The organism is Rhodopirellula sp. P2, assembly GCF_028768465.1.
In the GTDB taxonomy this organism is placed as follows: domain Bacteria; phylum Planctomycetota; class Planctomycetia; order Pirellulales; family Pirellulaceae; genus Rhodopirellula.
Genome location: NZ_CP118225.1, coordinates 1,940,502 through 1,965,961 on the forward strand (window position 1 = coordinate 1,940,502; position 25,460 = coordinate 1,965,961).

18 protein-coding genes are annotated in these 25,460 nt (G+C 57.3%); 13 read left to right on the forward strand and 5 right to left on the reverse strand.

The genetic code is table 11. From position 1 onward, the window contains the following. Positions 1-231: 231 nt before the first annotated feature. On the reverse strand, positions 232-3,984 hold the full coding sequence (locus PSR62_RS06830; protein ID WP_274407051.1) for a dockerin type I domain-containing protein: 3,753 nt from the start codon (positions 3,982-3,984) through the stop codon (positions 232-234). A 313-nt stretch (positions 3,985-4,297) separates the two neighbouring features. Here PSR62_RS06830 and PSR62_RS06835 point away from each other — a divergent pair, with 313 nt between their 5' ends. The 5 genes from PSR62_RS06835 (at position 4,298) to PSR62_RS06855 (ending at position 11,028) form a co-directional block, all read left to right on the forward strand. Continuing rightward, a complete protein-coding gene (locus PSR62_RS06835) occupies positions 4,298-4,498 on the forward strand; it encodes a hypothetical protein (RefSeq protein WP_274407052.1) in 201 nt (66 codons plus the stop codon). A 449-nt stretch (positions 4,499-4,947) separates the two neighbouring features. Continuing rightward, positions 4,948-6,045: a serine hydrolase domain-containing protein gene (locus PSR62_RS06840; RefSeq protein ID WP_274407053.1), complete on the forward strand. Its 1,098-nt coding sequence runs from the start codon at positions 4,948-4,950 to the stop codon at positions 6,043-6,045. Between the two features lie 285 nt (positions 6,046-6,330). Further along, the gene (gene priA / locus PSR62_RS06845; RefSeq protein WP_274407054.1) at positions 6,331-8,721 is read left to right on the forward strand and encodes a replication restart helicase PriA; all 2,391 of its coding nucleotides are present in this window, start codon (positions 6,331-6,333) and stop codon (positions 8,719-8,721) included. 664 nt (positions 8,722-9,385) lie between these two features. Continuing rightward, positions 9,386-10,012: a hypothetical protein gene (locus PSR62_RS06850; RefSeq protein ID WP_274407055.1), complete on the forward strand. Its 627-nt coding sequence runs from the start codon at positions 9,386-9,388 to the stop codon at positions 10,010-10,012. Beyond that, positions 10,009-11,028: a hypothetical protein gene (locus PSR62_RS06855; protein WP_274407056.1), complete on the forward strand. Its 1,020-nt coding sequence runs from the start codon at positions 10,009-10,011 to the stop codon at positions 11,026-11,028. The genes PSR62_RS06850 and PSR62_RS06855 overlap by 4 nt, the downstream gene beginning before the upstream one ends. On the opposite strand, the gene PSR62_RS06860 is transcribed toward PSR62_RS06855, so the two are convergent. After that, a complete protein-coding gene (locus PSR62_RS06860) occupies positions 10,976-12,019 on the reverse strand; it encodes a helix-turn-helix domain-containing protein (protein ID WP_274407057.1) in 1,044 nt (347 codons plus the stop codon). The genes PSR62_RS06855 and PSR62_RS06860 overlap by 53 nt on opposite strands. A gap of 486 nt (positions 12,020-12,505) precedes the next feature. Between PSR62_RS06860 and PSR62_RS06865 the strand changes: the two genes are divergently transcribed. Next, entirely contained in the window at positions 12,506-13,465 is a 960-nt protein-coding gene (locus tag PSR62_RS06865; RefSeq protein ID WP_274407058.1) for an SRPBCC family protein, read from the forward strand. Here PSR62_RS06865 and PSR62_RS06870 read toward each other — a convergent pair. The 3 genes from PSR62_RS06870 to PSR62_RS06880 form a co-directional block, all read right to left on the reverse strand. Beyond that, positions 13,447-14,166: an SIR2 family NAD-dependent protein deacylase gene (locus tag PSR62_RS06870; RefSeq protein ID WP_274407059.1), complete on the reverse strand. Its 720-nt coding sequence runs from the start codon at positions 14,164-14,166 to the stop codon at positions 13,447-13,449. The genes PSR62_RS06865 and PSR62_RS06870 overlap by 19 nt on opposite strands. Positions 14,167-14,256: 90 nt before the next feature. Beyond that, entirely contained in the window at positions 14,257-16,551 is a 2,295-nt protein-coding gene (locus PSR62_RS06875) for a ribonuclease R family protein (protein WP_338020177.1), read from the reverse strand. Between the two features lie 77 nt (positions 16,552-16,628). Further along, complete coding sequence (locus PSR62_RS06880) at positions 16,629-17,264, reverse strand: thymidine kinase (protein ID WP_274407061.1); 636 nt, start codon at positions 17,262-17,264, stop codon at positions 16,629-16,631. Positions 17,265-17,346: 82 nt separating this feature from the next. Here PSR62_RS06880 and uvrB point away from each other — a divergent pair, with 82 nt between their 5' ends. The 7 genes from uvrB (at position 17,347) to PSR62_RS06915 (ending at position 25,430) form a co-directional block, all read left to right on the forward strand. Further along, positions 17,347-19,473 carry an excinuclease ABC subunit UvrB gene (uvrB, locus tag PSR62_RS06885; RefSeq protein ID WP_274407063.1) on the forward strand — a complete coding sequence of 709 codons (2,127 nt, stop codon included), beginning with the start codon at positions 17,347-17,349 and terminating at the stop codon, positions 19,471-19,473. 307 nt (positions 19,474-19,780) lie between these two features. Beyond that, on the forward strand, positions 19,781-20,617 hold the full coding sequence (locus tag PSR62_RS06890; RefSeq protein WP_274407064.1) for a glycosyltransferase: 837 nt from the start codon (positions 19,781-19,783) through the stop codon (positions 20,615-20,617). A 104-nt stretch (positions 20,618-20,721) separates the two neighbouring features. Next, positions 20,722-21,462 (forward strand): glycosyltransferase family 25 protein, encoded by a 741-nt coding sequence (locus PSR62_RS06895; protein ID WP_274407065.1) that lies wholly within the window; start codon positions 20,722-20,724, stop codon positions 21,460-21,462. Between the two features lie 64 nt (positions 21,463-21,526). Then, positions 21,527-22,546 (forward strand): GDP-L-fucose synthase family protein, encoded by a 1,020-nt coding sequence (locus PSR62_RS06900; RefSeq protein ID WP_274407066.1) that lies wholly within the window; start codon positions 21,527-21,529, stop codon positions 22,544-22,546. Beyond that, positions 22,543-23,850 (forward strand): DegT/DnrJ/EryC1/StrS family aminotransferase, encoded by a 1,308-nt coding sequence (locus tag PSR62_RS06905; protein ID WP_274407067.1) that lies wholly within the window; start codon positions 22,543-22,545, stop codon positions 23,848-23,850. The genes PSR62_RS06900 and PSR62_RS06905 overlap by 4 nt, the downstream gene beginning before the upstream one ends. A 3-nt stretch (positions 23,851-23,853) precedes the next feature. Next, on the forward strand, positions 23,854-24,792 hold the full coding sequence (locus PSR62_RS06910) for an alpha-1,2-fucosyltransferase (RefSeq protein WP_274407068.1): 939 nt from the start codon (positions 23,854-23,856) through the stop codon (positions 24,790-24,792). Between the two features lie 134 nt (positions 24,793-24,926). Further along, positions 24,927-25,430, forward strand: a complete 504-nt coding sequence (locus PSR62_RS06915; protein ID WP_274407069.1) for a DinB family protein — start codon at positions 24,927-24,929, stop codon at positions 25,428-25,430. The last annotated feature ends 30 nt before the right edge of the window (positions 25,431-25,460 follow it).

Below are 25,460 nucleotides of genomic sequence, written 5' to 3' on the forward strand. Positions count from 1 at the left end.
TTGGAAGACAAGTTCTTAGCAAGCTGAGAGGCTTCATTGCATCCCGAGGATACAAGGCAAACTGCGAGAGTGAAAATTGCTGGCCAGCCAAAAGGCGTGCAGGACCTGCGCAGGTAAGCGGGGATGCTTGGGTTTAATCGCGTGAGCCGTTTGGACGCTCGCCCCGGTTGTGCGTGCGAAACGTGGCTGGCGCCAAACGGATCACCTCGCCGAAGACACCTGCGTACTTGCTTAGAATTCGTAACCATAAATATCCCATCCCGTGTTCTCGTCGAACATCAAGCCATACTGATAGTAGAGGGTCGTGTGAGCAATGCCCATTTTGTAGCCAAGCTTGCCCATGTTTAGGAAAATGGTTCCCCAGCCGACACCACTGACAAGTTGAGCGGTGAGGATGCCGGTTTGAATTGCCACTTCCAGATCGATCGGGCCATCCATCAGGTGCCGTTCACCGATGGCATTTTGCAGTGGTGTGTTGTCTTGAACGAAACTCAAGAGGTCAAAGTCCAGGTAATAGGCTTGTATCAAACCCGCACCGTTTGCATGGTATCTGCCGAGTGACCCTGGAACGATTTCCTGTCGTGGATTGAGTAATTCGCCTTCGTTGTTTCGTGCCAATAACGTTTCTTCAAGCAATCCGGCCGCGTTGAAGGTGTCGGCAGGAAGTGCTGCGACCACAGAAGCGGCGGTTGCAAGTCCTCCGCCCAGCGAGTGGCCTGTGGTGATGGTGTTGCGAGCCAGGTCTTCGTTTCTTCCGATTGCGTCTGCGATTTCGATGGCGGCAGTGTATTGACGAGAATGCTGACCGAGTCCTTGCCAAATGTCATCAATGATGTCGTAGGCGTCGTTCGTGCCGGCAAATGCCAAGACGTACTGAAGCGTTATATGATTCAAGTAGACCTCGGCTTGGAAGCCAGGGATGCCGGAAGAATCACCAATCTTGGCGACAATCGCACCCGGCAATCCCATCTCGATCAGTTCCGCCGCTGACAACTTCTTCAACGCGAAGCGACCCCCATCCGACCCGTAAACCGCTTCGGATGCCATTGCACTTTGCAATGCTCGAGTGCTTTGCAGATGGGGGTAGAACGAGTCCGGTTCGACGAGCATGTACTTCACTTCGTCGGAGACGTCCACGCCCTGCAGTCCAGCCATCACGACATTGATGCGGTCGTCGGGTTTGCCTCCTTCATCAACTCCTTTTTTCACTTGATGACGGTCGAACGGATTGATGGCCTCGATGAATACTGTGAAGGCACCGGTTGCGGGGTTGTAGCCCAGGTCGGCCAACGTCAATTCATCATTGTCATAGATGCGATTCCCTCCATCCGCGATCGCACCTGGGGTTCGGTTCGGGGCACCTTTCCTGGCGTTCCATAGATGCATTTCTCCCGATTGACCAATGGCCCCAAATTCGATCGTCGCTTTCAAGGCCGGGTCGTTGACATCCAGTCCCGCCGGCAATCGGACACGCACGGGGGTGTAATCCGATGCCGTCGGGAACACCAATTTCCCCAGTCCAAACTCATTGGCTTCCAGGTATTCTTCCGTTTCACTGTTGTCCGGCAGATCCAGTCCGTTGTTGTTGTCGCTGTCGATATCGACATCGATGCCCCACACAATCAAGTCATTGTGCCCCAGTACGATGCTGGTGGGAGTCCATGCTGGACGAGGGTTTTGCTCTCGTTCAGCGAACGTTTGTTCGAACGCTCGCCACGCCATTGTGAGTCGAGTTTTGCCTACGCCGAGGCCTTCGACGAACACCGAACTTCGTCCGTCGTAGGGAATCCCTGCTCCGATGTCCAAGGGCGTGTCCTCATCCCGGTTGGGAAGGATGCGGTTATCCTTGTCGCGGGTATCCCACAGTCGGATGCGGTTCTCGTCGTAGTGCAGAACCAGTTCCCCTGTGGCCGGTTCGGTGAAACTGCCCGTTAAGCCATCGAGAGACAGGAAAATCAGGTCATCGTCGGAGAAGCCACTGTCCAGCAAGTCATCGACTTCGTTTTGATTGTCGTCATCGTTGTTTCGCAATAGATCATCGGCTTGAATGATGTATTGGGCGGTTCCCAAGTCATCATCAAACAAGTTGATCGTGGCTGGTAGCAGGTCTCCTTCATTGCCCGACAGCACACGTTCGAGAGAGACAGATTTGTGGTGGGTGGGAACGTAGTCGTTCGCCATCTCATCGACTTGATCCCACGCCTCTGTGGTGACGCCATCGGCCCAGTGCACGATGGCGCGATGCGAGTCAAAAACGCCTTCGTCGAAGACGCTGACTTGCAGCCTGGCGATCGATTTCCCCGAATCATTGACGCCATAGTTGACACTTGGGCGACCGGAAAACTGCGGGTCGATATTCAGTACGGGAGCAGAGGAGTTCTGAACCCTTTCGAGTTCCATTTCGATTTTGATTTCATCCTCGGGTTGCCCATTTCCTGGTGATGGGCCGTCGTCCGGCACTGGGAACGAAACGTAAAAGCCAGTGTAGTAGTCGTAGGATTCGGTGGGGTCCCGAATCCAACCGGGCCCGTAATTCCTGACTTGAACGATTTCGTTTTCGTCGAAGGCACCGTCTGCATTTAGATCCGCTCGAATGGTCAGTGTTGGGACGATGCCAGGAAACGGGTTTTGGTAATCGTCGATCGGACCATCAATATGGCCTCCGATTTCAAGCCACTGTCCTTCACGAACTGAGTGGATTGTCGGATTTTCAGAAGTCATGTCTCCGCCGAAGACTCCGATTCGTGTTGCCACAACCTCGTAAGTCTCGGGTTGGTCGGGATGCTCGTTTTGGTCAGGGTTGCTGCCACCGGACGATTCTGTGCCATCCGACCCAGACGGGTCGGATGGCGGATTGGGTGCGGGCAGCGGGGGATTCGGATCGGAAGGTGATTGCGGACCTCCGCTGGTCGGTCCATTGCCGGTTCCGTCTGACTCGTCCGGTGCATCGGTTTCCCCGGTTCCACTTGTGCCGGATGGACTGTCTCCGGTCACACCGCCACCGCCTGTCTCACCACCCCCCGTCCCACCATCGCCGGTGTTTCCACCCGTTGGATCGCCCCAAGGGTTGCTGCCTGAATCCGTGCTAGACGGACTTTCATCTTCACCGTCGTCGTCGCTCGGTTGCGATCCATCACCGCCATTGGAACCGCCCCCAGATCCCCAGGGGTGGTCGGGCCCCCAAGGATTCGTTGAACCTCCTGATGAACTGTTGTCAGAAGGACTGGTGCCACCATCGGTTGGCGAGCAGCGTTGGTAAAAGCAGTGGTTGCTTGTCGTCCCGTGACTGGATCCGTTTGGATCGTTCGAAGAGGAACCGTCGCCCGTTTGCCCTTCATTGTGGTCTTCGGCACATCGAACGTTGTAGTCGCATGCGCCTGATGTGGGTGACCAAGGAACCGCATCTTCGCTCCAAACAGCATCCTCACTCGAATACGGGTCGATTCGTTCATACGAGGGGATATTGACGGACAGATGCTGGATCACAACCTCCCAATCCGACTGGTCAACTTGTGAATCTTGATTCAAGTCGTACTCCATCGGACGGGCTTCGGACGGAAGCTGGTTCAAAGCATTTGCGATCAACAAGCTATCAAGCGTTGTCAGTGATCCGTCGCCGTTGACATCTCCGAGAACGACGTTGCCAGACATGCCGGCGTCGTTCGCCGCAAACTGCTCGCCCTCTTCGTTATCGCTCTCACCGGGTGAAGCAATTTCGGCGGGCACGGTCGCACCAGCGGTGTACTGCATTGCGGAAGCGGAGTCCCCTGCCAGCATTTCTCGCGGCTGAAGCGTTTCCATCCGGAGGGAACGTTGCTTGGGAATCAAGTCTCGATTGCCGCTTCGTTCAGCGGTGGCGGACGCGGTCAGGTTTCGGAGAGAAACTGCAACCCGCTTCCAGCCGGTTTGACCTGAGGACCATCGAGAGTGACTGTCGGCATTCATGTCATTTCCACCTGCGAGTAAGATTCTCAGGGAACGCATGTCTCCGCTCATTCGAACGGCGATCTACCCACAGTAGGGGGCTCAAGGGGGCCCGTCAAGTTTTTTTGGGCAGGCGGTTCGTTCCGATCGAGGTGATCTCGGGCGTTCGACGGCCCCCGGAGGGGCCGTTGAACTGGAGCGGCATCGATCTCTGCAGTCGCAGTTTTCTGACGACCGAATGGTGTTGGAGATCGACCTTGGTTTTCGAGTCCACAAAGAGCGAGAGCAGGTAGATAGTGTCAGCGTTCGATGAGGAGCGATCGCCAGCAATCCCGAAGCCAGGAGCAAGGCTCTCTCTGTCCTGGCGGAGACATTGGCGGACGGTGCTCAGTGGGAGCGACTGCAAGCCGCGATCGTGCTCGACGAGATCGATGAGAAGGCGTTGCCGGTCATCAATTCGATGCAAGAAGCACTCGAGCCAAGGCAAGAGTTCTACGCCGATGGCAAGTACACCGTCCGCGTGATCAACCGCGCTCTCAATGAACTCAACGGCACCAATCACACGGTCAAATAGCCGGCGAGATCGAAGGGCAGGGCGGGACGAACAACGGTCTCGGGGCTTCCACCCCGAGCTACTGATGCCGGCCCCATCCGGGGCGAACGTGCCTGCATGGCTCCGGAGGAGTCCGCGTTCTTAGCTCGGGGTGGAAGCCCCGAGAACATTGGCGGAGATCACAACGCCGCCCCGGATGGGGCCGTCGAAATGCATCTCACGTCAGGTGGGTTGCGGTCGCGTTGCTCTCGCGAGAGTTCCACCCACGTATCCCATTGGCAGGCACGCTGCTCGCGCTCACCTGGTCCTTTCACCGCTCCGCGGTGGCTTTGATGCGGCGATCCTGAAGGGGGTGTGAGCAGGTAGCCGTGGGGCGCGTCACGCACCGACGGATCGCGGTTGGGTTATCATTCGGCGGACGAGTTCTTTCCTGTTGGGGCCGATGTTCTTCCACCGTCGAGAGTTGAATCATGAAACGCCGCCGAGTTCTTCAAGCCGGACTGGGCTTGGCCATGGGGACACCCTTGTTTGCTGCCTTCCGAGAGGGCCGTTTCGATGTTGCCGCGGACGTACTGGAACAAGCGACTGCCTCTGGGCTCGTTGAGTCCGCAACGTTTTGTGTGCGTCGAAAAAACGATGCTGTTTCGCAAGCTTTTGGAGAGCGGGCATCGGTGGACGCCAGCTTTTTGCTGGGGTCGATTTCCAAGCCTATTTCGGTGGCGGCGATCCTCTCTTTGCTCGATGCGGGTGAATTCAAACTGGATGATCATACCGTCAAATTTCTGCCTGAGTTCAAAGGGAATGGCCGAGAATCGATCACGATGCGGCAACTCTTGACGCATGTTTCTGGACTGCCCGATCAGTTGCCCGAGAACGCGAAACTGAGAGCGGCTCATGCGTCTTTGTCGGATTTCATTGCTGCCGCGATTCGAACCCCGTTGCTGTTCCAACCTGGGGCAAGATACAGCTATTCCAGCATGGCCATTTTGGTGGCATCTGAAGTGGCTCAGCGGATCTCGCAAAAGCCCATTGCCACCTTGGTGGACGAAGTGGTCTGTCAGCCGTTGGGGCTCGAACAGACCGCTTTGGGGATCGGTCAACTGGACAAAGACTCCTTGATGCGGAGTCAGGTCGAACATGCGGCACCGGAATCGGGCGCGGGAGACCCCACCACCAAGAATTGGGATTGGAATAGCGATTTTTGGCGTCAGCTGGGAGCTCCTTGGGGCACCGTCTTCGCATCGGCAGGGGATGTCGCTGAATTTCTCAATGCGTTCCTGCATCCGGAAGGAAAGATGCTGCAAGCCGAGACAGCACGCACCATGATTGCAAACCACAATCCGCCCAACATCAAACCGCGGGGGTTGGGATTTGATTTGGGGAGCGATTTGAAGGGCCCCGACCGTAGCGACGTTTTCGGGCACACCGGTTCGACCGGCACCATTTGCTGGGCCGATCCCACCACCGAAACCATCTGCGTCGTGCTGACAACGCTTCCTGGCCGAGCGATCACGCCGCACCCTCGTGAACGGGTGTCCCGCTGCGTCACTGAAACGCTGCCGTCCTGATCCGTTTGAAATTCGTTTCGCTCTTTGGGCCAAGCCATTTGGGTGGAGTGTGAGCGAGTGGGCCGAACCGTTGGCGAGAACGGACCTTGGGATGGTGTCATCCATCATCAGGGAACGATCGCCGGCCATGCGAATCGCAGCGTCGCGGCGAGAAAGAGAAAGAGAAGGCGATTCGGGGCGGGGCAGGGCAGGGCAGGCAAGGCGTGTGACCAGACGTGTCACGGGTGAGGGCGATGATGGATGGGTTATCTTGCGCCCGCCGGGAAGAAAAGGAGCTCACACGTTATGTTGTCTGAATCATCGTTGTCCAATCTGGGCGATCCGACTCTGAACTTGCCTCCTTTTGCCGCCGCTTCCGTGCCCGCTGACTCGTCCTCGTCCGAACCGACCCAGAACGAATTGTTCGAAACCGATCCTCCCCCGTGGGAGTTGACGGTTGGCGAAGACGTTCAGCTTGCGTCGATCGTGTTCGCTCGATCGCCACACGGGCCTTACGACTACCGAATCCCGGATGACTTGCTGGATGTCCTCCGCCCGGGGATGCGTGTGGGCGTGCCACTGGGGCATCGTAAAAAGCCAACCCCCGGTTGGTGCGTGTCGATCAAGACGGGCAACGCGGCGCAGCAAAAACTTCGGGACGTGGCCGAGGTCATCGATGACGAACCGCTGTGCGATGCGGCGCTGGTTCGGTTGGTGATGTTCATCGCTCATTACTACCAGGTCCCCGCTGGCCAGGTCTTTGACACGTTGATCCCTGCCAGCGTTCGCGACAACGCGGGCACGCGGAAAACGACTTACTTCCGACCGGCACCGGGGCTGACCGAAGAGCAAATTGCCAAGCTGCCATCCAAGCAGCAATCGGCGATGCGGTTCTTGATCGCTCAAGATCGACCGATGACCGCGGCAGAACTCGCGATCATGGCCGAGTGCACCGAAGACCCCATTCGGCGGTTGCGAAAGAAGGAGTTGTTGGTGACCGAGGTGCGACGAGAGCTCAGTCAGAACATCCGCATTCGGGCCCAGTCCAACGATGGCGAAACCAAAAAATTGCATGAGCTGACAGCCCAGCAAGAGAACGCGTTGTCTCGCATCAATTCAGCGGTCGACAGCGGACGCGGTCGGACGTTGTTGCTGCACGGGGTGACCGGCAGCGGCAAGACGGAGGTCTACATTCAGGCGATCGAGCATGTTGTCAAGCAAGCGGGATCGGCGATCGTGTTGGTGCCCGAGATCAGCCTCACGCCTCAGACCCGAGGACGGTTCGAGGATCGTTTCGAGAACGTTGCGGTGCTGCACAGTCAAATGTCCGCTTCGGAACGTCACTTCCACTGGCAGCGGATTCGTCGAGGGGAAGTTCAAGTTGTCATCGGGCCTCGCAGTGCCGTCTTTGCACCGCTGCCGAACCTGGGACTGATCGTGATCGACGAAGAACACGACACCTCCTTCAAGCAAGACAAACAGCCTCGCTATCACGCGCGCAAGGTGGCGCATGCCCGAGCGATGGCGCTGGGCATTCCGTTGGTGCTGGGGTCGGCCACGCCGTCGATGGAAGCTTGGCATGCGACGCAAACCGGGCATGCGGAACTGGTCACGATGTCGGAGCGGGTCGGCAATCGTCCGATGCCTGATGTTCAGTTGGTCGATTTGCGAGTCAAAGAAGAACGCGGCAAAGGCGGCGCGATCAGCCGTCCCTTGCACGCTGCCGTGGTGGAAACGTTGAAGGAAAAAGGCCAGGCGATTCTGTTGCTCAACCGACGTGGTTACGCGACGACGATCCAGTGTCCCGCGTGCGGCACCGTGTGCGCCTGCCCAGATTGCGACATGCCCCTGACCCACCACCGTGACGGTGGCAAGGCGATGTGTCACTACTGCGATTACACGATTCCCACGCCGCCTTGGTGTCCCGCGTGTCGTTTCGATGGCATTCGTTACGGCGGCCTGGGCACGCAACGATTGGAAATGGAAGCGAAGGCCCGCTTCCCTGATGCTCGCATCGCTCGAATGGACAGTGACACGATGAAGCGTGCCGGCAGTCACCAGCGGGTGCTGTCGGAGTTTCGGGCCGGTGAAATTGACGTGTTGCTTGGCACGCAGATGATCGCGAAAGGGTTGGACTTTCCCAACGTGTTGTTGGTCGGTGTGATCAACGCGGACTCGGCGTTGCACTTCCCTGACTTCCGGGCCGCGGAACGAACGTTCCAGTTGGTCACCCAGGTCGCTGGTCGAACCGGACGTGGCGATCGCGGTGGGCGGGTGATTGTGCAGACGTTCACGCCGGAGCACCCCGCGATCCAAGCCGCGGCGAGGCACGATTATTTGAAGTTCGTCGAAGACGAAATGGTCAACCGCAAGAAGTTCAACTACCCGCCGCTGGGCAGTGTGGCTCGGATCATCATTCGCGGTCCCCTGGAAGACAAAACCGAGTCCGTGGCCGACGCGATTGTCGACCGCTTGGAAAAGGCCCGTGATCTACTCCAAGCGGAGGTCCGCATTCTCGGTCCCGCACCTCCACCGATCGTGAAAATCAGCGGCAAGTATCGTTTTCACTTGTTGTTGCAAGCCACCGAAGCCGCGGTTGTCGGGGAAGTCATCCGGCGTGGTTTGGCCGATTTCAAAGTCGACCCCAAAGAAGAAATTGAGTTCCTTGTCGACATCGACCCCGTCAATTTGATGTGATCGAGTTCGGTCTGCGCGCGACTCGGTGAGGGCTCGAAGGTGCGAGCCGCGTTCCCGTTCTCAAGGGGCTCCAATGCCCGCTGGAAACCGGACGCTTGAACGAGGTCCCAAACCGAATTCCTACGACGGCCCCATCCATCGCGATGATTGCCCACGGATCATGCACCCGCGATCTTTTAGCCCGCCCCCATTTTGAAATTTGCACTTTGAAATTCGCAATTTGCAATCCTCCCAGCTCATCGCTCGCCACCTGTCGCCGCTCCGCGGCTGGACGAGCGGAAGGGGTGACGACCGAGACCTCGGGTTGAAAACCCGAGGCTGACGGATGTCACCGCTCCGCGGTTGTTGGTTCAGCCGGACACACGCAACCAGTCGCGGAGCGACGGAAGCCTTGGGTTTTCAATCCAAGGCCATGCTTCCTTTGGGGGGGGGCAGCGCGTTTTCAAGGAGGGGGTTCGGTGGAGCCCATGCTGGGACCTCCTGTTGCTTGCGAAGACACTTGGCGAGAAAGTTGGGGGGACTCCATCCGGATGCGCAAATGAGTGGTGACAAATTTTCACGTTGCTGGATCCGTCCCAGGGTTGTTAGTGACACACGATCGGATGACTTTCTTCGCCTGTGAGGGAAGGGCCGTCGCTCACTTTGAAAATGTTGGAATCGACACATGGATGTGTTGCATTGTTTGGGAACAACCGATCCGTTGTTCGACGTGATTCAGGAGATCCGTCGAGATGGATCCGAGCAGACCGTTTATGGCTACGACGAATACAGCCATCACTACCTTTTGAAATGGCAAGGTCAGTCGCTCGGGGCGCTGACGGTTCAGGCAGCCGCGAATGGTCGGCTGGATTGTGAGGATCACTATCCCGCGGTCTTGTTGGAACAGCATTGCGACGAGCTGATCGCGACTTGCAAGTTGCGGATTCGACGTGGGCCGAGCACACCGATTCAAGCTCTTCGGACGCTGGTCCGTCGTGCTTGGGAAGATCAGCTGAGCATGGGGAAACGGATCTCGATCGTCAACGCGGACGTGCGCATGCAAGCGTTTTACCGCCGCATCGGGTTCACGTATCTGCCTGGGTTTGACTTCGTTCATCCCGAATTGCAAACGCCAAGCAACGTGTTGTTGATGGCCGTGGATGCGAGTCAGCGTTCGTATTGCCAGGATCTGTTCGATGGCATTCCCAAACAAGTGAATCAACAATCGCTTGTGGAGCTGTGCTGTGGATCGTTTGCCCAAACCGGTGCGGTCGCCAAAGTTGGCTCGCTGGGATTGGAGGCGGTGGCATGAACGGAAAAATCCTCTCTTACTCTGCCGGGTCCACGTCGCTGGACCCTTACAAGTTTCGGGTCATCGACAGTGGGCAGCCGGCTGAAAAGATGCAGCGACTGGTGAGCACCTTTCCGTCGCTGCAACCGTTTTTCGTCGATCCATCGCAGTCGTTGGTGGTGGACGCTTACCCGGCATCCTTGGGTGGCATGGAGTCGATGACTCGCGTGATCACCTACCTGCATCCGCCCACCTGCACTCGCGCCTTGCGACTGGCGGCAGCGGAGAATCGACGGGTGGTGTTTGTCGCTCAACCGTTGGCCGGGGCGGATCTGTTGATCCAAGCTCTGAGAACCCAAATGGATTGGCCTAGCGAATTGCTTTGGGCGACGGGCGGGTACCCATTGCCTGCCTCTTTGCAGCGAAGCGTGGATGGATGGTTGGCTGAGCGAGGTTGTCGCCTGTCGGTGCTGCAAGCTTACGGGGTGGCGGAACTGGATCACACGCTGATGGCGTCGATGCATCGCGATCAGGAGTCACGGCCGATTTACCAATTGGTCGATCCGAGATTGGAATTGGATGCGGCGCAGAACCGGTTCGGCGGAGATTCCGGGGCGAGCGACCAGGTTCGCTTTCGCGGAGAGAAACGAAAGAACCACGATCGCATTGAATCGTTCGGCACCGGGTATCACATTCACGGCAACCCGTCGCTGTACGGCGAGGGGGCTCTGCAGTGGCTCGAACAATGGCAACCGGAAGACTGGATGAACCACACCGGATTCTGGCGTGAGTGTGGTCGAGCCATTGAGCTTCAGCAGCGGAGCGGACGGTCGTCGAGTGCGCCGGTTTCGGTGAACAGCTTGAGTTGGTCGGCGATGACGTCGTTGCCAACCGGAGTTCGTTGCCAGCCGGTCGAGCACTATGAATTCATGTCGCGAAGCGGCATGTCATGGATGGAAAAGCCGAAGTGGAACGCGGCAGCGTTCACGCAGCCCGGCGAACAAGCGAACGTTTCGCTGGCCGCTGCAGCCGCTTGACCATCGACAGAAGATTTTGAAACATCCGTCGGCGAAGGGACGCCTTGTCAACGGATTTGATCAATGTCGTGAAGTGCTTGAACGTGGACCAATTCGAATACTCTTCCTTCGTCAAAATTCGCGAATCTTCCCCGAACCAAAAGAGAGGGTAGTCGAACTCTGGTTCAGCGGCTGGTTCGGCGACGAAGCCAATCGTGCTCAGCCTTCGCTCGTTCAGAGGGCTTGCTGAAAACGAGACCATTTCGAAGTCAGACCGATTGGGATGCTCTGCCAGCGCCGCGACCTGCGTGAACGCGACAAGACTGAGTGACTCTGTGACCTGATACCAGGGACGACGACACTGGTTGGTGAACTCCGTGACGGAATCGAGCAACAAGTATTGCGATTGATCCACCAGGTCGTCCGCCGAGATGTCCAGCCAGGCTAATTCTCCGGCCCGGAACGCGCGAAAGGACTCCGCCGTCAACGGCAGCGTGATGCTGACTCCACCGACGGTCTCGTCATAGCGATCCAAGCGAATGCAGGCTGGATTCCTTCGCCACAATTCGACGTACCTTTGTTCGTAGCGAAAGTACACCTCGTCAATCGCTTTGTCACGCAACAGTGCGTGATGCTGGCTTTGCGTCGAACCCCATTTTTGAATTTGAATGCTGAAGTTCTCTCGCAATTGTCGAACGATCTCGATGACCTCGGCTTCGTTGCGGCACAGGCTGCCCTGATCGAAGCGGCGATGGGTTCGGAAGCGGTCGGCAATGGACCAGGGCAAATCCGCGAACGCATCTTGGCCGGTGCCGGGGTCGATGCGAATCAATTGGTCCGATTCCATCCCCAGTGCAGTGGCGATTCGGCGCATGGTACCGAGAGAAACATTTTGACCGGATTCTGCGAACTGGACGGTCCGCGAGGACACGCCTGCCCGCATCGCGAGTTGCAGCTGCGACCACCCTAAACTTTGGCGAACCTGCTTGAGCTGAGCGTTGGCGTGAGCCATTCAAAAACCTGTCTTTTTCGTTGAAATGGAACCCGTTTGCGCCTCTTTTGCGCACCCGGGATTCTGCCGCTCGCTATTTTTTCGCCAGCCAGTCGCTCCTTCCGAGGCGAATCGTCATTCGCTATGCGATAACGGGGCATTGTCTCGCATGCGAGCGACTGGCTTTTGCTTTTGGCTCCCCCCCCTTCCGATTCACCTGGAGAAGGTTGAGGCGTGCCGCCTGGCTCACGTGCGAACGAGCCAGTGTAGCTGGGTGGGCCAGGCATTCGAAGCCTGCTCGAGTTGTCTTGTTCAGGGGAGGCTCCCTGAATCTCCGAGTCCGCTTCCGATTTTGGGGCGCAGGCGAGATGGATTGGCAGAGCATGGGCAAGGAGGGGGTGGTCGATCTCTGAAGGGGGGGGGCGGCGAGCGTGGCCCGTCTGGGAACCAAACTGAGTTAGGATGTGCCGCGTCGTTACGCCTGTCACTCCCAAGGGATAACTCACCATGCCTGCTTTTCATGTTCAGCGGTCCCAGACGATTGACGCTGATATTCGCGATGTTTACGACGCGGTCAGGGACTATTCGACCTGGACCCGTTGGTCGCCTTGGTTGCAGGTGGATCCCGATGCGGAGGTGACCGTCAGCGAGCCATCAAACGAAGTCGGTGCGACTTATCGCTGGAAAGGCGAATTGGTCGGGGAGGGCTCGATGGTGCATCGTGACCTTCAGCCGCCGAAGAACTCGTCGGCGAACGCTTCGGTTCAAGCCGACCTGGCTTTCATCAAACCGTTCAAGTCGCGATCCAAGGTGGAGTTCAAGATCGAACCGGTCGCGACGGATGGTCGACCGGGATCCAAGATCACCTGGCACATGCGAGGCAAGTTGCCTTGGTTTTTGTTCTGGATGCGATCGATGATGGAAATGTTCGTGGGGATGGACTACGAGCGAGGGTTGTTGATGTTCAAGCAGTTTGTCGAAACCGGCGAAGTGCTTTCGAAGCTTGAGATCAAAGGTGTGGTCAACGAACCCGATCGCAGGATCATTGGCCAACGAGGTGGCTGCACGATGGATGACATCGGTCGCCACATGACCGCGACGCTGGAACGCGTCAAACCACACTGTCGCGCCGATGACGAACGCGTGCAAGAGTGGGCCAGCCTGTATCACACGACCTCGGACCTGCGCAAACGATGGTTCGATTACACGGCAGGTTACTTGGCCGATGCGGGCACGCCCGTTCCGACGGACTGCGTGGCTGACACCGTGCCGGCAGGGAAGTTTCTGTTGGTCCGGCACGTGGGGGACTACGCGCATCTCGGCAACGCTTGGTCCGGCGGAATCCAGTTCATCCGGTACAAGAAAATGAAGATGGCCAAGGCGATTGGCTGTGAGGTCTATCGCAACGACCCGGAAACCACCGAAACCAAAGATCTGATCACCGATGTTTACATCGCCTTGAAGTGATTCAGTAGCTTGGGGACTTCAACGCTGGCGGACCCACGAATGGTTTCGTCGAAGGCATTCGACGCGGGTGTGTCGTCCAGGTTGACTTCGATTCGGCGGCATTCTGGGGACGTTTGAGCGACGATACCGGCGGCGGGATACACAACGCCCGATGTTCCAATCGCGAGGAACAAATCAGCTTGTGTGGCGGCTTTCTCGATGCGTGTCAGCCCGATCGGCATCTCGCCGAACCAGACAACATTGGGCCGCAAGCAACCTCGCAGGGCATCGTTGTCAGGATCTTCTGGGTGCGGTGTGTCAGCGGTCAGGTCTGCGGTCCAGTCAAAGACCTCTTCGGTGTAGGTGCATCGGGCTTGCAGCAATTGCCCGTGCATGGCCAGCACGTTCTGGCTGCCGGCGCGTTGGTGCAGGTTGTCGATGTTCTGGGTCACCAACAGGAAATCACCCCGTCCATGTTCGAGGTGGTCGCGTTCGAATTCCGCCAGTGCGACATGCGCTGCGTTGGGGCGGATCTCAGGGTTCAACAACGCTCGGCGACGTTGGTTGTAGAACTCTTGTACCAACTCAGGATTGCGAGCGAATCCCTGTGGCGTGGCGACTTCTTCGAACGCGTGGCCTTCCCACAATCCGTTGGCGTCTCGGAAGGTTGGGATGCCGGACTCCGCGGAGATCCCGGCACCGGTGAGGATGAGAACGTTCATGGCAACGATGGAAGTGATACAAAACCTGTGGCACGGTGTCCCCACCGTGATTTCAAGTGTTCGGCCACATGGTGACCAACCACCACTGACCTAGCGACGACGGCGTTTTTTCTTGTCGCGTCGGTCGGACTTTTTCTGGTGCCTGAGAGGCGAGGTCTTCGACTTGCTGCCGGCTGGACCGCGTGGATCGCTTTTACCTGCCGAGTGGTTCTTCACCACATCGAGGTACAGTTGCCGGTCTTGCAAATCGACTTTGCCGATTCGGACCGTCAGGTGATCTCCCAACCGGAAGCGGTTGCCTTCTTTGAACCCCGTCAGGACTTGCCCGCGCCGTTCGAATCGATATTGATCGCCGGGGAGTTCTGTGACGGGGATGAAACCGTCAACGGGAAGCTTCAGGCAGCGGGCGTGAATGCCATCAGCGAAGACCCGGCTGATCACGGCTTCGAGTGTTTCTCCCTGTTTCTTTTTCAGGAAGTGAAGCAGTTTCAACTGGATCAATTCGCGTTCGGCTTGGGCGGCATTGCGTTCAGCATCGCTGCACTCGTGCCCGAGTTTGACCAACTCCGCGAAGGATTCATCGGGGGTGGGTTTCTTCTCGATCAGTCGCTGCACCAAGCGGTGAACGCTGAGGTCGGGGTACCGGCGGATGGGGCTGGTGAAGTGACAGTAGTGTTCTTTGTCGAGTGCGTAATGGCCTTCGCGGTGCGGCCCGTAGACCGCTTTGCTCATGCTTTTCAACACTGCAAAGTTGACAGCGTTTTCGAGCGTGGTTCCGGCGACCTTGTCCAGGACCGCTTGGATTTCGAAGCGACTTTCGACGTTGTCAATTCCCAAGCCGAGGTCTTTGACGAAGCTGGTCAGTTGCCGTAGTTTCCGGCGTTCAGGTGGCGCGTGAATGCGATGCAGGAAATTGAGTTCCTGGTCATCCAACCAAGTCGCAACGGCTTCGTTGCCGAGCAGCATGAACTCCTCGATGATCTGGTGGCTCTCGGTGTTCTCGGTTTGGTAGGCGCCTTTGACCTTGCCCATTCGATCCAGCTCGAGCTTGATGTCAGGCATGTCCATCGACAGCGAACCGGCTTGGAAGCGACGCTTGCGAATTTGCATCGCGAGCTGATGCATTTGGGTCAGCAGTTCGCAGATCGGTCCTCCCCACTCTTTCTGGAACGCGGCGGGCGATGCGAGGAACTGATCGATTTGCTCGTAGTTGAACCGTTTGTCGCTGCGGATGGCGGCGTTGTGAACCTCGCTGTGAGTGATTGTCAGGTCATCCAGCATTTCGATCTCGACGGTCTTCACCAGTCGCATGCGTTCCGGCTGAAGCGAGGCCAGGTGATTGCTGATGATCTCGGGGATCATCGGAATCACACGGTCGGGCAGGTAAACGCTGGTCCCGCGACGACGCGCTTCGACGTCCAGTTTGCCTCCAGGTGGAACAAAGTGACTGACGTCGGCGATGTGCACCCACAACCGCCATCGACCCTCTTCACGTTGCAATGAGATCGCGTCGTCAAAGTCACGTGCATCGAAAGGGTCGATTGTGATCGTCAGCATGTCCGTCAGGTCATTGCGGCCTGCCGGCACGATGTCGTCGTCGAATGCATCGGCTTGATCGCGAGCCTCGTCGAGGACCTCTTCGGGGAACTCATCGGGCAGCGCGTATTGCCGCATGATCGTCAGGGTGTCGATCGCCGGGTTCTTGCTGCTTCCCAGACGTTCCAGGATGACGGCTTCGCCGCCGCCCGTTTCTTCATCGGGGAAGTCCACAATCTCGACAAAGATCTTGTCGCCATCTTGCAGGGGCAGCCCTCGCACGTCGCCGACGCTGACCGGCGCTTCGTAATGAACGCCGTCCAAGTAAACGACGGGACCTTCGATTGTGTCGGCACCGGGTTGGTCAGGTTGTGGGGAGGAGAAAAAGGTGCCGGTGAATTGGCGACGTGCGCGCTGCAGCACCTCGACCACCTTGCCTTCGATCCCGCCCCGGCGGCTGGGTTCGATCGTCACGGCGACCAGGTCACCTTCGAGGGCACCGGCGGTCATGCCTGGGGGAACGAAAACGTCCTCGGGAACATCCGCGTCGGCACTGCCACCGCCGCTGGAGGGGCGAACGAAACCAAAGCCGCCGCCCATCGCACGGCGAAACGTGCCACGAATTTGGTCGGTGGGACCACCGACGGCCGCAGCGGCGACGACCAAGTGGTTGCCACCGTAGATCAGTCGGCCTTCGAGGACCAATTGTTTGATCACCCGGCGGACTTCGCGGTAACCGTCCGCGTCGAGTTCCAGCAGGGTAGCGATTTGTTTGGGTTTGCTGGGGCGGTATTCCGCCGCGTGAACGAGTCGCAGAACACGATCGATCAATTCTTGTGAGACTTGCATGGCCCCAGAATAGTCGACCGAGGCTTGTCCGGGGTAGGACGTGTTGCTCGCTGGCAACAACGCTTCCCCTGGATGGCTCAACGTTCCGATTGACGGGGTTCGTTGGAATCCAGCAGGGGAAGTTCGTCTTCGGAGCGTTGGTAGATCGCTTCTTTGAAATGGCGGCGACAAACCGTTTGGTATCGCTCGTTGCCCCCGATCTGGACCTGTTCGCCGTCGCGGATCACTTGGCCGGATTCACTCACTCGCAGCACCATCGTGGCTTTGCGACCGCAGTGGCAGATCGTTTTGAGTTCCGTCAGCGTGTCGGCCCAGGCCAGCAGATGTTCGCTGCCCTCGAACAGATTGCCCTGGAAATCCGTTCGCAATCCATAGGCCAGCACGGGGATGTCCAGGTCGTCGCAAACGTCGCTGAGTTGTCTCACCTGGGTTCGGGTCAAAAACTGAGCCTCGTCGACGAGCACGCAGTGAAGCGGATGGGATCGTGTTTCTTCCCGGGCGATTTCCAGCAGGTTGTCCGAGGTGTTGAACGAAACGGATTCCGATTCAATGCCAATTCGCGAGGCGACTTTGCCGCTGCCGAACCGGGTGTCGATCTCCGGGGACAGGATCAGCGTGTTCATCCCCCGTTCGCGATAGTTGTAACTGGATTGCAATAAAACCGTGGATTTCCCGGCGTTCATCGTGGAATAGTAGAAATACAGCTTCGCCATGGCAGTGCGTTGGAAATCAGGGGCGAGAATCGGCGGCGGTGGGTCTGTGCCGGATGATTGGACAGTTTGCTAAAGTGCAGGCATGAGCACCACCAAACTCGAGCCGGCCGCTTTTGATTTGCACCAGCCGTTCCCACCGTCGGGGGACCAGCCAGCGGCGATTGCCAAGTTGATTGAAGGCATCCAAAGCGGCAAGACCGCGCAGACATTGCTGGGAGCGACCGGGACCGGGAAAACCTACACGATGGCCAACGTGATCGCGGCCGTCCAGCGTCCCGCGTTGATCCTCAGCCACAATAAAACGCTGGCCGCGCAGTTGTATGGGGAGTTCAAGGAGTTCTTTCCCAACAATGCGGTCCATTATTTCGTCAGCTACTACGACTACTACCAACCCGAAGCCTACATTCCTCAGCGCGATGTTTACATCGAGAAAGACTCTTCGATCAACGAGGAAATCGATCGACTGCGATTAGCAACCACCAGTTCCCTGGTCAGCCGCCGCGATGTCGTCATTGTGGCCTCGGTCAGCAGCATCTACGGTCTGGGATCCCCGGACGATTACCGGCAATTGGTCGTCGATCTGCATCAAGGTGAACAAACCCGCCGCGATCACTTGCTGTTGAAGTTTGTCGATCTGCAATACCAACGCAACGACATCCAATTTGAACGCGGGAAATTTCGTGTGCGTGGGGACTCGATCGAGCTGTGGCCCAGCTACGAGGAGTTTGCTTATCGGATCGAGATGTGGGGCGATGAGATCGAGAAAATCTCGCTGATCAATCCGACGTCGGGCGAGACCATCAAAACGGTCGAGCACCTTTACATTTATCCGTGCAAGCACTTTGTGATGCCGGAAGATCGCATCCAACGGGCGATCCGAAGTCTGCGAGAAGAACTGGCGCAGCAACTCGAGATCTTTCAGTCGCAAGGGAAATTGCTGGAGGCGCAGCGATTGTCGGCGCGTACCAAGTTCGATCTGGAAATGCTGGCCGAAGTCGGGCATTGTCCCGGCATCGAAAATTACTCGCGTCCGCTCTCAGGCAAAGAACCCGGTGCGACCCCGGACACGTTGTATGACTTTTTCCCCAAGGACTTCATCACCTTCGTCGACGAGTCGCATGTGACCGTGCCTCAGGTTCGGGCGATGTACGCCGGTGACCGAAGTCGAAAAATCACGTTGGTTGAACACGGGTTCCGGCTTCCGTGTGCGCTCGACAACCGGCCGCTGAAGTTCAATGAATGGGAAGAACGCACCGGACAGATTTGCTTCGTCAGTGCAACGCCCAGCGACTATGAACTCGAACGCACCGGCGGCGAAGTGGTGGAGCAAATCATTCGCCCCACAGGCTTGCTCGATCCCGAGGTCGAGATCGTATCGGCGCACGGGCAAGTGACACACTTGTTGGAACAAGTGCGCATTCGTGCGGAACGCAATGAACGAGTTCTGGTCACAGCGCTGACGAAACGTTTGGCGGAGGACTTGGCCAATTATTTCCAAGAACAAGGTGTTCGTTGCCGATGGTTGCACAGTGAACTGAACGCTTTCGAACGAGTGGATTTGTTGCAGGAACTGCGGGCCGGCCAGTTCGATTGCTTGGTCGGTGTGAACTTGCTTCGAGAGGGCCTCGACCTTCCTGAGGTGTCATTGGTGGCCATCTTGGATGCGGACAAAGAAGGCTTCTTGCGCAGCGAAACCAGTTTGATCCAAACGATTGGACGTGCGGCTCGGAATGCGAACTCACGTGTGATCCTGTATGCCGACAAGGTCACCAATTCGATGCAGATGGCGATCGACGAAACCGAGCGTCGCCGTGTGATCCAGATGGAATACAACACCAAGCATGGAATCGTGCCGAAGACCGTTCTCAAAGCGATTCGCAAAGGCATCAACACCGACGCGGCCAACCACAAAGATTCGACCCGCAAGGCGCAGGACAGCGGCGAACCCACCTACATCACGATCGAGTACGTCGACAAGCTCGAGCAGGAGATGTTGTCCGCGGCGGAGGACCTGGAGTTCGAGCGTGCAGCAAGATTGCGAGACCGGGTGTTGCAGCTCAAAGAGCACATTGGAAAACCACTTTCCGACGTGGAAATCGTCGACGAGAAATCGGCTGGCAAATCAGGCGGCCGCGGACGCGGTCGTCGCGGGGCCAAGAAAACGGGGGCCAGCAAAGGCACCAAGATTCCGCGGCCAAAACGCGGTTGATGGTCGTCGTGGGGGCAAGTCGCTGGTTTTCTTCCACAAGCAAACGCAGCGTGACGAACTGAAAGCACGCTTGGACCAAGCGGGGAACCGCGAATTCGGGGAGCGATTTTGACGCGTTTTTCGTGCCCAGCGACGATGGGCTGCCAGCTCAGAGCCGAAATTGACGCAAGTGCCGAAGGGTTCCGAAGATGCGAAGATCAGTCTGGTCGTGGCAGGTGGTGTTCGCTAATCTCCGCGGGAAACACATCGTTCTCGTTCTTTTGACGGGAACTCTTCCCCCCCATTTCTCACCAAGGAAGGCGAGACCATGGCGACGGTTGTCTGCACTCGCTGGCTGGACGCATTCCCAGCATCGTATGTCACGGTGTTGCGAAATGCTGTGGCGGCCAATTTGAACCGTCCTCACCGTTTTGTTTGCGTCACAGACAATGTGGCTGGATTAACCGATGGGGTCGAAGGAATTCAGATGCCTGACTTGGGCATTCCTTTGGAGCGTCAGCAAAAAGGTTGTTGGCCCAAGTTGTCGATTCTGGCACCGGGGGTTTTGCCTGCCGACGAGCCAACGCTGTATTTGGACCTTGACGTGATGGTCAATCAGAACCTGGATGGGTTCTTTGATCGTTTGGAAGCCAAACGAGGTTTCCACGCGTTGCGAGAATGGAATCCAACGCTTTGGAGTTTGGCTCCCTTGATGATGCGTCCTGACCGTGGCGTTCAGGGATCCATTCTGGGGTTCTATCCTGGTGAACAAGCCGAGTTGTTTCGACGATTCAACGAGCACCAACAAGAGTGTTTTGAACGCTTTCACCTCGACCAAGATTTCCTGACCGAGAATGTCGATGACGTCAGCTACTGGCCGTTTGCCTGGACGGCGAGCTTCAAGTGGCATTGCCTGAAGTACTACCCCATCAACCAGGTTTTTCCCAAGATCAAGCGTCCTGCGAAGGCCAAGGTGGTGGTCTTCCACGGCAATCCTCGGCCGATTGATGTCGTGCCAGAAGGCGACTATCGCTGGGGAACCAAACGCAAATTTGGTCACGGTCCCGTGGATTGGGTTCGTGATTACTGGTTGAGCCACGATCCAAGTTGGAGCGCTGACGCAACGGTTCCCGAAGAAGTCGCGTCCGAGCGGACCGCGGCCTGAGACGTCCCGCTCCAAATGGTGAGCGGATCACGTCCAATCACTTGGTAACGCATTCTCGAAATCACGACCACGCACTCGAATGGATTTCCCACGAGGTCGAAAACATGAACGTGTCTCAAGCTCTCGTTGTGACGTTGCGGCGAGCGACCGCACGGCAACCGCAGGTTCAGCGGATTCTGCAAACCTGCCCGGTGCCCTGCGCGGTTCATGAAGCCGTTGACGGCAAGCTGTTGCCCGCCGAAGAACTGCAGCGTTGGGTCGAGCCGCGATTGCATTCGCCTTCGTATCCGTTTTCACTGAACGTCGGTGAAGTCGGGTGCTTCCTCAGTCATCGAGGCATCTGGCAACGGATCGTTGACGAGGGCTGGGAGCAAACGTTGATCGTCGAGGACGACATCGAATTCGAACCGGGCTTTGAAGAGTCGCTGGCTTTCGCCAGTGACCATGCCAAACCGGGGGACTACGTGCAATTTCAAGTGCGTCCGTTTTCCACTCCGCATCGAGTGATGGCACGGCAGTCAAAGTGGTCGCTGCTGTGTCCCGATGTGATTCCGCTGCGGACATCGGCCCAACTGGTGACACGCGCGGCAGCCGAAAAGTTACTGGCCGCTTCGGAGCAGATTGATCGTCCAGTGGACGCCTTCATTCAAATGCGATGGGTCACCGGAGTTCGCGTGGTGGTGATGCAGCCCTCATGCGTGCAGGAGGTTTCCGCGAATTTGGGTGGCAGCACGATCGGTGGCGGACGCAAGAAGATGGCGGTGACCGATCGTTTCAAGCGGGAGGTTTTGCGTCCGATTTACCGTTTTCAAATCGCCACGCGTTCCCGCAAGGACGCTGCTTGAACCAGAAATTGACATTGAATTTGTTGCAAGTCGTTTCCTACAAGAACCTTCAGTCGTTTGAAACATGGACGGTTTGGACGACCTTGGAACTCAAGACGAAATCGTGCCCGAAGAAAAAGGATTTTCAGTGCGGCAAGACGAACCGATATGGATCACCGGTGCCGCGGGCATGGTTGGTGCCGCTCTAACGAAGCACCTGCAAACCGAGGGTTACACCAACCTGTTGACACCTGCGCGAAGCGAGCTGGATCTTTGCTCGGCTGACGCGGTCCAGGATTATGTTTCGCAGCATCGCCCCAAACACGCGTTTCTGCTGGCTGCGAAGGTCGGCGGGATTGTCGCGAATATCAACGACCCGGTTGGTTTCTTGGATGAGAACCTTCGCTTGGTTGTCAACCAACTCAGCGCTTGTGCCAAAGCGGGTGTGGAGCGAGTGCTGTTGCTTGGCAGCACTTGCATCTATCCACGCGAATGTGCGCAGCCGATGGTCGAAGATTCGCTTTTGACTGGTCCCTTGGAACCAACCAACGAAGGCTATGCCCTCGCGAAAATCGCTGGCCTGCGATTGGCACAGAGCTATCAGAAACAGATGGGAATGAAATGTGTCCTGCCGATGCCGTGCAACATTTATGGGACCGGTGATCACTTTGACCTGGCTCGCTGTCATGTGCTCAGTGCATTGGTCAAACGATTTTGTGACGCGGTGGACCAGAACGCAGAGTCGGTAACGCTTTGGGGCACCGGTTCCGCCAAACGCGAGTTCATTCATGTCGAGGACGTGGTTCGCGGCATGTTGCATCTCTTCGATGCGGAGACCGATGGTCAGATCATCAACCTTGGTCCTGGCCGCGACGTCAGCATTGCCGAGTTGGCGGGCATGATCGCGGAGCAGACAGGGTTTCAGGGTCAGATTTGTTGGGACACGACCCGGCCTGACGGGATGCCTCGCAAGTGCACTGACAACACCAGACTCAAGCAACTGGGGTTTGAGCCCCGCGTTTCGCTGAATGACGGGATCGCCAGAACGATTCAAGAATACCGGCAAACACTCAGCAACAACCCTTCTACGGCGAACGCGGCATGACCCCGGAATCTCTGCAAGCCTTTGAATTGTGGATGGACGACCATCTCGAACCCGCCTCCAGCGAATTCGGCCGATACTGGTACCCGTTGACGGTGCCCACGTTCGGACGGGATGAAATCGCCGCAGCCATGAACTGTTTGGTCAATTACCGAACATCGATGGGCGAGCTGACTCGTGAGTTTGAAACACAGTTCGCTCAGTACATCGGTTGTCACGACGCGGTGATGGTCAACAGCGGTTCGTCCGCTGATTTGTTGTTGGCTTACAACCTGGTCAATCCATCCAACCCACGGTTGTCCGCGGGCGATGAAGTCTTGGTTCCTGCCGTGACTTGGCCGACTCAGATCTGGTCGCCTTTGATGGCTGGATTGAAGGTCACCTTGGTCGACGTGGACCCGCAAACGCTGAACGTGGATTTCGATGACATGCGTCGGCGTCTGACTTCGAAATCCAAGTGCGTATTTGCTGTGCATTTGATGGGCAACCCCATCGACATGACGAGGATGAAGCAGTTCTGCGAAGAGCACGACCTGATTTTGATCGAAGACTGCTGTGAGTCACTCGGCGCCAAGTATGACGATCAACATGTCGGGAACTTTGGGTTGGGTGGAAGCTTCAGTTTCTTCTTTTCCCATCACATGACCACGATGGAAGGTGGCATGGTGACTTGCCACAATGAAGAGGACGCCGACGCGCTTCGTGTTTTGCGAGCCCACGGTTGGTCACGAGGATTGAAGACGCCCGCCGGTGGGACTCCATCTGGTTCTGCGAACGCGGCCAATCCCACGGTGGTGGATGATCGCTATCGATTCATCAACTGGGGATTCAATCTCCGACCCACTGAATTGCAAGCCGCGTTTGGTTTGGAACAGCTCAAGAAACTGGACGGCATGAACGATCGCCGTCGTGAATTGGCGGGGCGTTTTGCGACGTACGCTGACAGTCAGTCTTGGTTCGAATGCTTTGAAACGCCCGCCGCCGGCCAAGCCAGCCCGTTTGCTTTGCCAATGCTGTTGAAGGGTGACGCGGTCGGTTCGCGAACCGAGTTGTTGGCGCACTTGGAAAGAGCGGGGGTGGAGACTCGGCCCGTGGTGACAGGCAACTTTGCTCGTCAACCTGCGGCCCGTTTGCTTGGCGATGTCAATCCAAAGGACTATCCCGGTGCCGAATGGATCCATGAACAAGGCTTCTATCTGGGACTCAGTCCGATGATGGATGACCTCAAACTCGAACGTCTGATTCGCACGCTCGATGAAGCGTACGCTGCGGTTGTGCGGCCGACTCAGATTCGCAAGGTGGCTTAATCGATGATCGTGACACGTTTGATCGGCGGACTTGGCAATCAATTGTTTCAGTATGCGTTTGGGCATTCCCTGGCTCGACGCACCTATCAAACGTTGCTGATCGATGACTCCGCGTTTGAGGAGTATCGCTTGCATCCACTGGCGATCGACCATTTCAACATCTCTGCATCACGCTTGTCAGACGCTGATCGTTCCCGGGTGCCGGGCAAGTTTCGTCGGACTCCGGTCGGACGGGCCTTGGATCAATTCGGCCGACGGATTGTCCCCGGTTATGTGGGAGCACTTCCGGTTCGTCGCGAAAAGCCTTTTGGGTTTCGGGAGTCGATGCGGACGTCAGAACGCGATCTCTACTTGGATGGTTACTGGCAGAGCGAGAAGTTCTTTCCCGGGTTGCGAGACAGCCTGCGTGAGGAGTTTCGGTTGCGGGAACAGCCTTCCGAGACGACCCTGCGGTTGTCGGAGCAGATGAACAACGAAAACAGCGTCGCGATTCATGTTCGTCGCGGTGACTATGTGACCTCGAGCAAAGCGAAGCAGATCTACCGGACGTTGGATGCGGATTACTACCGCAGCTGCTTGCTGGATTTGGCAGCGCGAGAAACCGATTTGAAACTCTACTTGTTTTCAAATGACGTTCCGTGGTGTGAATCCAATTTGGACGTTGGCATCCCGTTCACGCCGGTGCAGCACACCGACGGACAAACGGCTCACGAGGATTTGCATTTGATCGCTCAGTGCCGGCATGTGGTGATCGCCAACAGCACCTTCAGTTGGTGGGGAGCGTATCTCGGACGACCTCACGATTCTCGGCGGGTCTATTATCCGGAGCCGTGGTTCCATCCAGGGACGCTGGATGGATCCGCGATGGGATGTGAGGATTGGATTTCGGAAGCGAGCCTCGCGGAACGATCGTCGCGGGAAATTTCCCGTCGGGCTGCTTGAGCGGACGAGCATCTTGGCTCTGTCCTTCCGCTCCTTCGTTCTGAACGCAAGCCTTGGCTTTCTCTGAGATCGGCGGGCGGCTACAACAGCAGCAACGACTCGTTCCTTCTAGAGAAACAGACATGATTGGTCAAATGATTGCCGATTCTGCTCGGCTGAGCGTCGGCTATACGGATCGGATGATGGCAGGGGTTTCCCCCGAACAATTCGCTCGCTTTGCCACCGTGGGCGGGCAGACAATCGAATCGAATCACCCCGCGTTTATCCTCGGGCACTTGAGTTTGTACCCTTCGCGGGTTGTCAGCGAATTGGGGTGCGATGCCACCGCGATTGCTCCGACGGAGAAGTACGAGGCATTGTTTTCGCCTCAAGCGACGTGTTTGGACGATCCGGAGGGGAAGTTGTACCCGGCGATGGAGGAGATCCTTGCCAAGTTCACCACGGCTCACGCAGCCGCGATTGAAACGCTGCTGAAGGCGGATGATTCCGCGTTTGCCCCTGAAAACCCGAACGAAAGAATGAGAGCCAAGTTCGGGACGATCGGTGCGATGCACGCCTTTTATCTGGGCGGCCACATGATGATGCACCTGGGCCAATTCAGTGCGTGGCGACGAGCGATGGGCCTCGGCGCGGCGTAACGTTCGCAACCCGGGAGGCCTGGCCTCTCG